Origin of the sequence: Spongiimicrobium salis, from assembly GCF_043678055.1 — a bacterium.
Taxonomy (GTDB): domain Bacteria; phylum Bacteroidota; class Bacteroidia; order Flavobacteriales; family Flavobacteriaceae; genus Spongiimicrobium; species Spongiimicrobium salis.
Genome location: NZ_JBHEQA010000002.1, coordinates 165,849 through 180,858, shown reverse-complemented (window position 1 = coordinate 180,858; position 15,010 = coordinate 165,849). Strand labels below are relative to the sequence as shown.

Below are 15,010 nucleotides of genomic sequence, written 5' to 3'. Positions count from 1 at the left end.
AATACGAGCATGTCCACTATTTTAGATGTAAACCCCAAAGAAAATATTATTATCAAAGGTGCAAAACTGCACAATTTAAAGAATATTGACGTTGTTATTCCAAGAAATAAGCTGGTTGTTATTACTGGATTGTCTGGTTCTGGAAAGTCAAGTTTAGCCTTTGATACACTGTACGCAGAAGGGCAAAGAAGATATGTGGAAAGCCTCTCTTCCTATGCGAGGCAATTTTTGGGGAAACTAGATAAACCCAAAGTGGATTATATTAAAGGTATTGCTCCTGCCATTGCCATTGAGCAAAAAGTAAACTCCACCAATCCAAGATCCACAGTAGGTACTACAACGGAAATCTATGATTATCTAAAATTATTGTTTGCCCGTATTGGGCGAACAATATCTCCCGTGTCCGGAAACGAGGTAAAAAAACATACGGTTACAGATGTCATTGATCATGTAAAAACCTTTCAGGAAGGAAGCAAACTCCTGTTACTGGCTCCCATTGTTATTAAAAAAGATAGAGATCCCGTAAAATCTTTGCAACTTTTTTCCAAACAAGGATATGCCAGAATAAAATATAAAGGGGAAATCATTCGTATAGATGATAGCATCACTACAATGGAACATACCTTTGACCTTGTCGTAGATCGAATCATTGTAAAGGATGATGAGGATTTTTACAACCGATTGGCCAATGCCGTAGATACCTCCTTTTTTGAGGGAAAAGGACAATGTATCATCGAAGATATGGCAACGAATACTCAAACTGCCTTCAGCAATACCTTTGAATTGGACGGCATGTCCTTTTTAGAACCCAATGTACACCTCTTCAGTTTTAATAATCCTTATGGCGCTTGTCCAGTCTGCGAAGGTTATGGCGACGTTATTGGTATAGACGAAGATTTGGTGATTCCCAATACGGCTTTATCCGTTTATGAAAATGCCATTTTTCCCTGGAGGGGCGAAAGTATGGGAGCATACCGAGATCAATTGGTCAATGTAGCTTATACTTTTGATTTTCCCATTCACAAACCCTGGTACCAATTGAGTGAGGATCAGAAAAAATTAGTTTGGGACGGCAATTCCAAATTCACAGGAATCCATGACTTTTTCAAAATGCTGGAGGAGAAAAGTTATAAGATTCAGAATAGGGTGATGTTATCCCGTTATCGCGGTAAAACAAGATGTCATTCCTGCGGGGGAAGACGACTTCGACAAGAAACCGATTATGTAAAAGTGGATGGCAAATCCATTTCAGATTTGGTGGAACTTCCCATAGAGGAACTATTATCCTTCTTTGAGGGTATGAGCTTGAACGACAACGATAGTCATATTGCGTCCAGATTGCTTAAAGAAATTACAAGTAGACTAGGATTTTTACATAAAGTAGGTCTCAGTTACCTCACCTTAAACAGAAAATCCAATACCTTATCCGGAGGGGAAAGCCAACGTATTAATTTAGCGACTTCCCTAGGAAGTAGTCTGGTGGGTTCTATGTATATCTTGGATGAGCCCAGCATTGGTTTACATCCTAAGGATACCGAAAATCTGATCGATGTGCTAAAGTCCTTAAGGGATTTGGGCAATACGGTGATTGTCGTGGAACACGATGAAGATATCATGAAGGCTGCCGATGAAGTCATTGACATTGGTCCCGAAGCGGGCACTCATGGAGGAAACGTAGTAGCCCATGGCACTATGGGGGACATTCTGAAATCCTCCTCCCTCACTGCCAGTTATTTAAATGGAAGTAAAGAAATAAAAGTTCCTGAGAAACGTAGGGCATTTAAAAACTATATTGAAATTATTGGAGCCCGTGAGAACAACCTGCAAAATATAGATGTTACTTTTCCCTTAAATGTATTAACGGTCATTACGGGCGTTTCTGGAAGTGGAAAAAGTACTTTGGTCAAGAAATTGCTATATCCGATTTTATTAAAAGAAGTGGGAGGCTATGGCGAAAAGGCAGGGCAATTTACTTCCATAGAAGGAAAATATCAGGATGTTAAGCATGTAGAATTTGTGGACCAAAACCCGATAGGCAGATCATCACGATCCAATCCGGTTACCTACATTAAAGCCTATGATGATATCCGTTCGCTCTTTGCATCCCAAAAATTAAGTAAGCTTAGAGCCTATCAAGCCAAACATTTCTCTTTTAATGTAGATGGTGGCCGCTGCGAAAAATGTAAGGGAGAGGGTGAGATTACGGTGGAAATGCAGTTTATGGCCAACGTACATCTAGAATGCGATATCTGCAATGGGAAGCGTTTCAAAAAAGAAGTATTGGAAGTAAAATTTGAAAACGCAAGTATTGATGATGTTTTAAATATGACCATCGATGATGCCATTGACTTTTTTCAAACACATTTTCAGCATAAGATCGTAAACAAATTAAAACCGCTCCAGGATGTGGGCTTGGGTTATGTCACGCTAGGGCAATCTTCCTCCACACTCTCCGGAGGTGAAGCGCAACGTATTAAATTGGCTTCATTTCTGGTAAAAGGAAGCTCAAAAGACAAAGCATTATTTATTTTTGATGAGCCAACAACAGGCTTACATTTTCACGATATTCAAAAATTATTAACTTCTTTCAATGCCCTTATCGCCAAGGGACATTCAATTATTGTTATTGAACATAATATTGATTTGATCAAATGTGCCGACTATATCATTGATCTTGGAATTGAAGGAGGTAATAAAGGAGGACAACTTATTTTTCAAGGCGTTCCTGAAGCCCTTCTCGAAAACAAACAATCTCATACAGCCACATATTTGCGGGAAAAATTATAGTTTTTCTTCGCTTTTTTCTTTTTTTCCGTCGCCATACTAAAAATGGAGCTTGTACGTTATTTTCTATGTTCAATGCCCAATGACGCATTGTTTTTAGCCGTTATAATCAATTAACCCCAAATATTTAAACCAATTTTTAAGATGAACAAAAGAATGAAACCATTGGCGTGGGCACTATTGTGCTTTACATGCTTTCAGGGTTTTTCGCAGCGAGAAGCCGACAAAAAATTAGGATTCGATTATAAAGTCGAAGATCTATTCTTTCATGAATATTCAGCTGTACCGATCGTATTGACCGAGAAAACCGTGGCAGGGATTGATGCTGAAAAAGGAACCAAGATATGGGAAGTAACCGGTGATCGTTTCTCTGCATTGGGAGGTATTCTCCAAAGTGATGAGTCCAATTATGAAATGGTGCCTTTCTCTCCTTATATCATTGTTGCCGATATGTTGATCGATACTAGGGATGGAAAAATACTATTGGATAAGGAAAACAACTATAAAAGTATTAAATCCTTTAGTATGGTTCCCGAACTGCAATCGTACTTAATTCAATGTAAAACAGACGACAAGTCTAAGAACAAGATATTTCTTGTAGAATTATCCTCCAACTCCGTGAAATGGGAAAAAGAAATCTCCATTGCCAAAAAAGGAACGGTAGATAACATTAGCGTAGGTCAAAACAATGCAATCGCCTTTACACTTGGAAGTAATATTTTAATTCTAAATGGAGCTTCTGGCGATGTGGTGCTCAATGAAAAGCAAAAATCAGGGGCCATTTATCAAAATCCAGATCAGTCTACCTTTTATTTCGTAGAAGCCGCAGGTGGCGGATTGGGATCTATGATGGGAGCAGCCTTAACAGCTAATTTGAACAAACTAACAGCGCTTGGTGAAAAAGTATATGCCTATAGTGCAGCAGATGGCAGTAAACTTTGGAAAAAGCCCATTAAATTGGAAAAAGGTTTTATGTTCACCCAAGAAGTAGATGGCAAGATGTTCATTCAACATGAAAAAGGTGGCAATGTATATGATTATGCTTCGGGAGAGTCTTTATGGAAAAAAGATTTTGAAAAACGAAGAATTGTAGACATCGAAAAAGACGCAGAAGGATATATGGTTTATTATGGCGCCCGAAAAATGTTGCTGGATGAAAAAGGAAAGAAGCTTTGGAAAAAGGCACAGTTCAACGGCAACGAATTCCTGAGCGAAGTTGGTGAGGACGATCTTTACGACTCTTTTGAATATAATGAAGGAGCAATTATTGCTACCAGTTACAGAATAGCCTATTATAAAGATGGCGTAAAAAAGCCTATCTGGAAATTTGGAGCGGATGAGGATACTAAGATTGCCTATGATGGAGATACTAAAAACCTTATTGTTTTAGATGGTAAGAGTTTATATGTTCTGAATCCGGATAGAGGCATGGGCAAAGAGACCAAACAAAAATTATCCTTAAAGAAGGCCAAAGATTTCAATTTAATGGAAGTTCGAAATGGAAATTACTTCCTGAGCAGCCCTTGGGAGTTTGCCATTGTAGATAAAGATGGCAAGGTATCTAAGACACAATATTTCCCGCAACCGGGAGAATCTGGAAGAAAATGGCTAAATACCCTTTCTGCGGTTGGGTCCGTGGCTGGAGCGGCTTATCAAGTTTCCGGAGTATACAATGCCGGAGTTGGTGCCACTTCCGGAGTAGCGGAGTCCATTACAGGGGTACATACCCCAGGTACAGGAGGATTTAAGCAAGCCAAAAAGGGAGTAAATCAACATGCGGCAGGATATTATGGTCAAATGGCATCTGAAGCATTGTACAACCCAAATCGCTTAAATGCCTTTGGAGAAACCAAAGATTACGCTTTTTATTTCACCAAAAATGGAGAAGGCACAAAATACTTATCACAAGTAAGTAAGGATTCTGGAGAGGAAATGGATAAATTTACTTTCTTGGACAACAAACCTAATTATCACGTAGATGAAGTAGAAAAAAGAGTATTATATACAAAAGGTAAGGAATTGCATATTTTTGATTACAAATAAGCAATTTTAATTCAGGAAAAAGGCGATATAAAAATTTTTGTATCGCCTTTTTTCATTTTAAAGCTTTTATTTATTTTTTTAACTATATGATTTACAGGTAATTAAATAATTTATCTATTTTTTGGCACGCTGTTTGGTATATACTAATCGAATGTGAATAGTTACATTCAGAAATTTAAAACCTTATACTATGAGAAATTTAGTACTCCTTTTTACAGCGTTGATTTTTGGTAGCAGTGCTACCATGGCCGCTACACTAGAAGATAAGGTTGCAACACGCAATGCTTATAACTACAACAACTCTTTTATTTTTGTTGAAAATGGCATTACGTTTTCAGTTTATAAAGATGGAGAGTTCGATTTTTACATTGATAGAACAACAGGTGTGAATGCCCATATTAATTTAGGCCGAACAAGTATCTCCTACAATTCTGGATATAACTATGATGCCTATGTACAATATGATGATTATGGTGCGGTAATTCAAATAGAAAACGTTCCCGTATACTATGACTACTATGGGCGTGTAAACCAAATAGGCGATGTAAACATCAATTATTATAATGGTAGAGTTTCCCAAGTAGGTGGATTGTATGTATACTACAACCGAAGAGGAGATTATAGATACCACAGAGGGTATATCAACAGATTTAATAGAAGATATGTGTTCAATACGTACCACAATTATTTTGTAAGACCAGCTTTAGGGTTTTGCTATGTGTATTCAACACCATATAGAAGATATTACAACCCTGTTCGATATACATACTATAGACCTTATAGATATAATACAAGGCGAGCATATGCCACAGTAGGACGTCATTACGATTACAATAGATATAACAGAAGATCTAAAATTTATAGAAATGACAGAAGAGTAGCCGTACGTGAAAATGGTAGACGTAGTAATACTAGGGCTAGAAACAATAGCACAGTTACCAGAAGAGGTGATGCGGTACGAAGCAATAGAACAGTTTCCAGAAGAAGTGATGTTGCCAGAGGAAACAGAACTGTAGCTCGTAATACAAGAGGAAGGTCGGTTGCACAGCGAAACAATAGTACTGTAACACGTACCAAGACCACAACCCGATCTACGACTACTAGATCTACTACGAATAGGAGGCCAATAGCTGCCAACGGGAATAGAAGTTCTAGATCTAATAATAGCGTGGCAACAAGATCACAAAACCGGGGTCGTCAAAATTCCGTAAGTACGAATAGAAGTCCTCAAAGAAGAAATGCAACGGTAAGATCAAGCAGTAGGAGTTCTAATAATAAGACAAGAAGCGTAACTTCTAAAAGTAGAAGTTCCAATAATAAAAGAAGTGTTGCATCACGAAGCACTTCCTCTAAAAGGAGTGTTACAAAAGCTCCTTCAAGAAATACAAGAAGTAAAGCCCGTAGTAGTAGAAGTACGAGACGGCAATAAAGATAGTTTTTAGGTTGGTTAGTTGTTTAGCCCTGTAGTGAATTTATTCCTGCAGGGCTTTTTTTAATTACAAATCTGGGTCTGTTTTTTTTATCAACCGCTGAGCCCGGTCCAAATCATCTGTGGCCTGCAACAATTTCATTCTGAGTTGAGGATTAAGATCAGGATGCTGCTCCAAGAAGGTTTCCCGCATCCGAAAAGCTGTTTTTGAGGTATACAAGCCAATGGTATTGTCCAACCATGACTTGGGAAAAAAAATGTCCCCAGTGCGTTGAATCTCTTCCAAAATTTCCAAACTTAATCCTAAGTTTTTAATGGCATCTCCTTGACGTAAGGGGTGATGCATATAACTTGCAGCAGCCAATACCCAATTTTCTTTTTCCCGTTGTCCTGCTTTTCTAAAAGATTCAAAAAAAGTAGCTCTCGTGACAGGATCCAATGACAGTGCAGGTTTTAAAAACTCAAAGCGTTTTTGTTTATCCGGATTTTTAATGGTGCTATATTCTTTCTCCAAAATCGCCTCATTTTCCGGATGCCCATATACGGCCAATTGCATGGCAATATTGGTATAATCGTCCTCGCTCAAATTTAAATCGGGCAAAACAAGTTCTTTCTTCCATAGGCTATACAGGGTATCCATTCCTTTTGCTGAATATGCAATGGCCGTAAACAATTGAAACAATGTCTTTTTAATTCTTGGGGTTTCTTTTCCTAGTAAGCGTTCCATTACCGCCATTTCAATAGCCCCTTGTTGTTTTTCCCTTTCATCTGCATTCAGGTATTTCCAAAACAGACTTCGAGTATATGCCGTAATTCTACTTAAAATTAGCTCGTTGGATTCTACTTGTAGTCCAGTACTAAGCAGTGTTAGACCTTGCTCAGGAGAAAGTGTACCATTTAAGATATTCTCATAAAGATTAATATATGCATACCCCCTAGCCGCTTCATCTTCTAAATGTACTATCTCAGAAAAAACAGCTTCGCTCGTGGGGAAAATGCCATAACCTAGGCCATCGGAATTATAGAGTATGGCTTTGGGCTTTGGCATTCCATTTGCGTTCATAAGCCCAATCTCCCTATCTAAAAGTTCTACGGGAATAGTATGAATGGAGTCGGGGTATATCAAGGCAATTTCAAAGACTTGAGGCCATATTTTGTCAGAACCGTCTTCCGCATTTTGCGCAATTTTAAAAGATGTAATACGCTTATTGTCATCATACAAAACTGTGGACTCTATACGTGGGCGGCCAGGGGCATTTACCCAAACATTGCTCCACTTCTGTAAATCAATACTTGTCTTAGAATCCAAGATTTCAATCAAATCGGGCCATTCCGCATTCCCATTGGCATATGCTTTAATATATTCGGCCAAACCATTTCTAAAATTCTCACTTCCTAAGAGTGTTTCCAGTTGGCGCATCATGATGGGGGCTTTGTTGTAAATAATACTCCCATATAACGAGCCTGCATTGTTGAGGTTATCAAGGTTTTGTCGCATTGCATTAGCTCCCTTTGTTCGATCTACACCATAAGCTCTGGGGTAATGTGCAGTGATAAACTGTAGATCATGATTTACCTCTGGAAAAGCCGGATTTATGATTTTATCGGCCATAAGATTGGCAAAAACCTCTTTCATCCAAACGTCATTAAACCATTTCATGGTGACCAAGTTGCCAAACCACATATGGGATACCTCATGGGCAATAAGTTTTGCTCTACCAATTTCCCTGCTCTGGGTTGCCGTTTGGTCTAAAAAAAGAGAGGATTCGCGATATTGTATTGCCCCCGTATGTTCCATGCCCCCATATTGAAAACCAGGTATTGTGGCAAAATCCAATTTTTGAAAGGGAAATTCCTGTCTCGTATAATCCGATAAAAAGGCTACAGATCTTTGATGAAGATCAAATATTTCCTTCGTGCTCCTTTGTATTTTATCAGGATTGGTCTCACGATAAAACAACTCCATAGCAAAATTATTTTCTTCATGGGAAGCCCTATCAAATTTACCAGCAGCAAAGGAAAACAAGTAGGTACTCATCTTATCCGTTTGCTTAAATTTATGGGTCGTAAAGCCTTCCTTTGCTTCCTTATGCAATAGCCCTCCCCCACTAACGACTTCCCACGACATGGGAGCTTTAATGGTAAGGTCAAAATAGGCCTTGATATCCGGTTGGTCAAAACATGGAAATAATGTTCTCGCACGATCCGGAACAAGAAGGGTGTATAAATAATCATCATTCCGATTTAAGGATAGTTCTCCGGCTATAAAATCTATTTCCACTATATTATTCCCTAGACTCAAATATTTTGGTGAAATAATAAGATGCTCTTTGCGATGGTCAATCGGAATTTTTTTATCGTTTACGACGACTTCTTGTATTCCTTCTGTATCTTCTTTAAAATCAAGATATAGTGGCTTCTTCAAATCGTGCACCTGCAGCTTTACCTTTAATTCCGCAGTTATGGGGGCCGAACGTTCTGCTGGAATATCAAAAAACACATCATAGACCACATCGGACAGCTGCTTTGCCCTATAAACAGCCATTTCCAAAGGCACACCTTCATCCAAAAATGTATCTTCTGAATGATTTTCTTTACAGGCACTGATTAAAATAATGCTACTTAATAAAAGAATTTTTTTCATCTGTTGATTTTAAATTTCATCATCCCATAAACATCTTACTACAGGGTACTGGGTATAGGTTAGGGCAATTTTCAAGGCCCAAGAAACTGAATTTAATCGAATAGTGCAACCACTCGGGCAGGCGCTGCAGATGCCCCCACTATTTTCAAAGGAAAAACGGCTATTTTGAAGCCTTGCAATGGGAGTGCATCCAAATTGACCAATTGTTCCATATGGCAATACTCCTTTTCCCTCCCTACTAGATGAGCTTCCCAAAAGTATTCAGGATTATTTGTTTCTTTGGCTTTTTTCATCATATACGGTAAGGGAAGGTCCCATCCCCAAGCATCTATGCCCATTACTTTAACTCCTTTCCCAATCAACCAATCCGTTGCTTTGGCGCTCATACCCGTGCCACGTTTGTGAAAATCTTTGGTCCCATTAAATACATCCCTTCCTGTTCGGATAAGCACAATCATATTGGGTTTAACAATCAATTGGTTTTCTTCCAAAAAAGTTTCGATATCCCTAACCGTGATCGGGTCAAAATCCAACTTGTGTTTCATATCAATCACCAGACCCTCGCCATAACACCATTCCAAGGGGATTTCATCTACAGTCTTTGATTTCTTCCCCGCTGTCACAGGCGAATAATGCCAAGGAGCATCGATATGGGTCGTGGCGTGGACTCCCATTTTTTGTATGGTGTCATCTGCCCATCCCTCAAAATTTTTGGGAAATAACCGAAAAGGCAAGCCCAATACTCTAATCAACCATTTTGCTTTTCTGTGGGGTTTATGCTTTATTTTTACTTTCATAAACCAAGGGTCAAACTTATTGTATTGAATAGGTTTGGAGAGATCTACTATTTTCATATACTACAGCGGTATTTGTCAAAAAAAAGCTCCTTTCATCCGTTCAAAAGTCATCTAATAAAAAAAGATGTACACTTTAGAAACGCTTCAAAAAATTGGATAAGGCTTCAAAAACATCCTTAGAAAACTTAAATCGATATAGTACAATGCCATATATTAAAATGATCAACGCACTTTTTAATCCAATATTGATTATAGGGTGAAATGGAAATTCTAAAATATATAAGGGCAATCCAACAGACAGTAAAAGTAGTATGGTTTTGAGTGTGCCCGAAGTAAAGGGATGCATCTTAAATTTTAAGTGGACATAGCCTATTTTAAGTGTATTATAACTGCAGATGGCGATAAAGGTGGCCCAGGCCGCGCCATTGAGTCCGTATTTGGGAATCAACCATAAGTTTAATAAAATGGTAAAGATCGCTAGGAAAACGCCTAAAAGTAGTAATGTTTTATAATAATCGGAATTATATAAGATTGCATTATTGTTTCCCAGAAGGGCATCATACAGTTTCGCTAACCCTATCAATACGGCGATATAGAAACCTTCCTTATATGTTTCCGGTAGTAATTTATATAAATCGTTGAGATTTAAAATTATAAGAAGGAGAACAAGGCCAGAAGCAATAAAGAGCGTTAAAGAACTTCGTTGATATAAATCCTTTAGACCTACCCTATCTTGTTCGGTAAGAAGCTTAGCGGTTAAAGGGTAGGTAATTTGATGCATTGCCCTGGATGGTACCGCTATTACTGTAGCAATGTATCCCCCAATACTGTAATACGCCACGTTTTCTATAGCGATATATTGATTGATCATAAATTTATCTACTTCCAAAAGAATCACGGCTACGGAACCCCCTAGAATAATGAGCACACTATAATTTAAAATGGCTTTGGTATTTTTAGGAAAAGTGAACCTTAGCTTGGGCATTCTCAAGTGATAGGCATACCATTTCATAATGAGCATACGTAAAATATACAGCCCTACTAAAGCCTTTAAGAAAAAATGAACCTCTATATAGTTAAGGTATACCGAAAGCAATAAAATCGTGACGCCTACCCGAACAAAAACTTCTTTCATGAAGTTTCCGAAAACCGATTTCATCTGAATCTTGGACCAGGCAAAAAATATTTCAAAATAGGCCATGGCAATACCTATAAGAAAGATATACCATACATAATCTTTCACAATAGGATTTTCGCCCGATAAAAAGGTGCCTATAAAGGTGTTGGCAAAATAGGAAGCCAAGCCCATGGGAACAATCAATACAAGGGGCAGGAACAACATCAAGGTCAAGAAACCATCTTGTTCGCGGTCTTCATGAAATCCGGGATAATATTTTATAAGCGCATTGGGCACGCCCAGAGCGATCAAAGGCATTAAAATTGCCGAGGTAGAAAGGATTACGGTGACCAGACCAAAGTACTCTTCGGTTAAAAAATTAGTATATAAAAAGAGGAGATTAACAGCTCCAATACCAAATCCAAAATAGGTAATCAGGGTATTGCTCAATGCTTGTTTAAAAACTATTCCCATTGCAATATTTTGGACAATTTTTCTGTAAGTTTCTTTCTGCTATACTGTTCTACATTCGCCGAGGACACGCTCAGCTGATTTACTTTATATTGTGCAAACCAATTTAAAAGTACATTTTTTAATTCGGAATACGAATCGTAGTCAAAAATTGCCCCTGTTTTGGTTTCTGCAACCAAAGCGGCAACATCCCAATCTTTGGGTCCTATGCCAAAAATTGGCCTCCCTGCACTCATATATTCAAATAGCTTTCCAGGAATAATGCCTCGGGTTTCCTCCGCATTGATTTCTGTTAGCAATAAAACTTGGGAAGATCGCTGATATCGAATCGCTTCTTCATGGGACACATACCCTAGTACGCGTACATAAGGTTCCAGGCCATATTGATGAACGGTCTCCAGCACATCAGTACTGATTACCCCAATAAATTGTAGTTGTACCGCATACTTAAAGGCCGCATTGCTCTTTATTAGTTCGGACAATACCTTCCACAAGTTTTCCGGGTTCCGCCCTGTGAGCATTGAACCAATATGGGAAATCGTAAATTTTTCATCCAGCGTCGAAGCTTCCGTTATATCTCTGGTGTCATATCCATTGGTTATACAGGTAATCGGCGTTTTTGCAATGGCTTCAAACTCTCGCTTCGTAGTCCTACTTGTGACCACTATTTGATCGGCATTTTGAAGTACCCTTTTCTCAAGTTCCTTGTGTTTTTTTCTGGAACTTGCTGTTAATTTCAGTTGTTTATGATATCCAATGCTGGTCCAAGGATCTCTAAAATCGGCCACCCAATGTATCCCCAATTGCTCTTTGATCCTATTGCCAATTAAATGTACGCTATGTGGAGGGCCTGTTGTAATCATTGTTGTGATCTGTTCCTCCTGAATAAGTTTTGACAGAAATCGAACAGAAGGTTTTATCCAAAACTTACGTGCATCGGGAATAAAGAAATTTCCACGTATCCACAGGAGCAGTTTTTCTGCGAAAGATTGATTTTTTTGTGTGATAATACCCGAGCTTATCCTTTTGGCTTTTTTAGAAAAGATATTGGCCAAACGATAGGGTTCCTTGATTTTTAGTTTATGGACTTGTACTCCGGAAGGAATGTCATGCATAAAGCTTTCATCAACAATAGGATAATTGGGGTTTTCAGGAACATAAACCACTGGTTCAATATCAAAATCCCTTAAGTATTTTACGAATTTCAACCAACGTTGCACCCCTGGTCCTCCCGCAGGAGGCCAATAGTATGTGATGACAAGTACCTTTTTCATTAGGCTTCTTCTTCTTTTTTGCGCGAACGTAAAAATGAAAAGACAATACTACTAATAGCCAATACTCCTAAAACAATGGAACTTGCCAAGGTAATGGTACTTCCCGTTTTAATCAATTCTGGCTCAAATTTAAATTCTATTTTATGGGTTCCTGCGGTTAAACGTAAGGCTCTTAAAGCATAGTTTACCCTAAAATGATCCTGCAATTTTCCATCTACGTATGCATTCCATCCGTTAGCGTAGTACATTTCAGAAAACACTGCAATTCCCGCATTGGGATTTGTGGATTCATAGATTAGTTGATTCGGTTGATATTTCACCAATGAAATGGATGCCGTGGAATCTTTTTGGAAATCGAATCTATTGATATTGGGAAAGGTATTGGTATTGACTACGGCCACATTGGCCAGATCAAACTTCCCAAGGGCCAATATTTCTTCATCCGAAGATTTTACCTGCTCCAATTTTTCAATGAACCAAGCATTCCCATAAGCATCAGGGTTAACGGCTGCATAACTTCTACCTTCTTGATCTTGTTGGATAACATATTTGATGTTCAACATGTTCCAAACTCCAATATTATTTTGCGCTATATGGAAGTAAAATAAATCTTCCATTCTAGCCGGTTTTGCGGCATGATATCCCCCAATGGATTTATGAAAATAGGAAGTTCGGGAACCATTTAATTGCTCTGCTTGATCAAAAACTCTAAAAATCGTGGTGTCCGCCAATATTTGTTTGTCATAGGAAGTTGCCTGATAAGGTGTTGTCATCTGTCGTTGACGTACAAAATCATCACTGTCCACATAACGTCTACCAACCCCCACCAAATCCAAAAGCAACAGAGCGCCAAGGGCTAAAATGGCAAAATTTTGTTTCATTCTCCCTTTGATAGACAACCATAAAACAGCAGCGGTCGCAATTACAAATAGTAGTGACCTTATGGTATCACTGGTATACACCGCTCGCCTATCCAACTGTATTACATCCATCCATTCACTAGGGAGTCCTCGCGCGAGCAAAACTTCATCTTTTGCTCCTGTAAAATCAAATGCCCCCTTAAACAACAAGAGAGCCACTCCCAATCCGGCAACAATTAGAAAGCTTATTTTTAATGATCTGAGTTTTTCTTTTTGATTTAGATTGGATTTAGATAATTCGGCCAAAGCCAAAACCCCCAGAATAGGAGCGCACAATTCCAAAACAACTTGAATAGAGGAAACGGCTCTAAATTTATTGTACATCGGGAAATAGTCGATCATAAAATCGGTCAAAACCCCAAAGTTCTTTCCCCATGAAAGCAATAGAGACATAATCACACCTCCCAATAACCACCATTTGTGTTTTCCCTTAACGACAAAAAGCCCTAAAATAAAGAGGAAAAATATGACAGCTCCAATATAGGCAGGGCCGGCAACGATAGGTTGACTTCCCCAATACAGCGGAAGGCCTTCCGAAAATTCCCGGGCATTTGTTCTTGGAATATTATGATCTACAAGATATTTAAAGGTCTTGGAATCTTCTCCTAAATTTTCACCTCCCGAGCCGCCGAACAAACGGGGAACAAATAAATTCAGAGATTCTGAGATCCCATAGCTATATTGTGTAATATATTCTTTGCTCAGGCCATTGGTGTTTTCTTTTGTTGCACCGTTCGCTTCTATGGTCAATTCGCTTTTTCCCCGGGTACTCCAGTCCGCGTATTCCTTAGTGGCCATTAAACCTGTTGCATTTGCAGCTATTCCCAGCGTAACAGAAACCAAAAGAATTCCTACCCCCAAAAAATAGGATTTCAATTCCTTTTTTCGAATGGCATCTATCATATACACCACTCCCAGTATAAGTACCAAAAGCATAAAATAATAGGTCATTTGATAGTGGTTGGCCCCTACTTCCAAGGCCATGGCCATGGCAGATAATAATGCCCCCCATAAGTATTTCTTTCGAAAAACCAGTACGATTCCCCCCAAAAGCATAGGCAGATATCCTAAGGCGTGGGCTTTAGCATTGTGCCCGACACCCAAAATAATAATCATGTAGGTAGAAAAACCAAAGGCCAATGCTCCTAAAATGGCCAATCTAAAATCGACTTTAAGACAACATAACAAAATGTAGAATCCAATAAAATAAAGAAAGAGATAATCCGCAGGTCTTGGTAGAAAACGAATCAAGCGATCTAATTTCTTTACGTAATTATGCGGGTAATTGGCTCCTAGCTGATACGTGGGCATTCCCCCAAAGGCACTATTGGTCCAGTAAGGTTCTTCTTTATTTTCTTTTCTAAAATCGTTCTGTTCCTTAGCCATTCCGGTATAGTGAACAATATCCGATTGAAAAATGGCTTTTCCCTGAAGCACAGGGTGAAAGTAGGCCAGGGCGATTACAATAAAAAATACGGTAACAAAAAAGTGGGTAAAAAAGACTTTAATCCCTGTATTCATAGGTTGGTTT

The 15,010-nt window shown here is 38.7% G+C and carries 8 protein-coding genes; 3 read left to right on the top strand and 5 right to left on the bottom strand.

Annotation, left to right across the window (positions count from 1 at the left end):
* The first annotated feature begins 9 nt into the window (after positions 1 to 9).
* From uvrA to ACEXOE_RS10125, 3 genes are all read left to right on the top strand, one after another.
* The gene (gene uvrA, locus ACEXOE_RS10135; protein ID WP_394748664.1) at positions 10 to 2,787 is read left to right on the top strand and encodes an excinuclease ABC subunit UvrA; all 2,778 of its coding nucleotides are present in this window, start codon (positions 10 to 12) and stop codon (positions 2,785 to 2,787) included.
* Positions 2,788 to 2,928: 141 nt separating this feature from the next.
* Entirely contained in the window at positions 2,929 to 4,827 is a 1,899-nt protein-coding gene (locus ACEXOE_RS10130; RefSeq protein WP_394748663.1) for an outer membrane protein assembly factor BamB family protein, read from the top strand.
* A 190-nt stretch (positions 4,828 to 5,017) separates the two neighbouring features.
* The gene (locus ACEXOE_RS10125) at positions 5,018 to 6,256 is read left to right on the top strand and encodes a hypothetical protein (protein WP_394748662.1); all 1,239 of its coding nucleotides are present in this window, start codon (positions 5,018 to 5,020) and stop codon (positions 6,254 to 6,256) included.
* Between the two features lie 67 nt (positions 6,257 to 6,323).
* On the opposite strand, the gene ACEXOE_RS10120 is transcribed toward ACEXOE_RS10125, so the two are convergent.
* From ACEXOE_RS10120 to ACEXOE_RS10100, 5 genes are all read right to left on the bottom strand, one after another.
* Complete coding sequence (locus ACEXOE_RS10120; protein WP_394748661.1) at positions 6,324 to 8,900, bottom strand: M1 family metallopeptidase; 2,577 nt, start codon at positions 8,898 to 8,900, stop codon at positions 6,324 to 6,326.
* A gap of 92 nt (positions 8,901 to 8,992) precedes the next feature.
* Positions 8,993 to 9,754 carry a cyclase family protein gene (locus tag ACEXOE_RS10115; RefSeq protein WP_394748660.1) on the bottom strand — a complete coding sequence of 254 codons (762 nt, stop codon included), beginning with the start codon at positions 9,752 to 9,754 and terminating at the stop codon, positions 8,993 to 8,995.
* A gap of 76 nt (positions 9,755 to 9,830) precedes the next feature.
* Positions 9,831 to 11,288, bottom strand: a complete 1,458-nt coding sequence (locus tag ACEXOE_RS10110) for a lipopolysaccharide biosynthesis protein (protein WP_394748659.1) — start codon at positions 11,286 to 11,288, stop codon at positions 9,831 to 9,833.
* The gene (locus ACEXOE_RS10105) at positions 11,279 to 12,559 is read right to left on the bottom strand and encodes a glycosyltransferase family 4 protein (protein ID WP_394748658.1); all 1,281 of its coding nucleotides are present in this window, start codon (positions 12,557 to 12,559) and stop codon (positions 11,279 to 11,281) included. Before ACEXOE_RS10105 ends, ACEXOE_RS10110 begins: the two co-directional genes overlap by 10 nt.
* The gene (locus ACEXOE_RS10100) at positions 12,559 to 15,000 is read right to left on the bottom strand and encodes a YfhO family protein (RefSeq protein WP_394748657.1); all 2,442 of its coding nucleotides are present in this window, start codon (positions 14,998 to 15,000) and stop codon (positions 12,559 to 12,561) included. Before ACEXOE_RS10100 ends, ACEXOE_RS10105 begins: the two co-directional genes overlap by 1 nt.
* Positions 15,001 to 15,010: the final 10 nt, after the last annotated feature.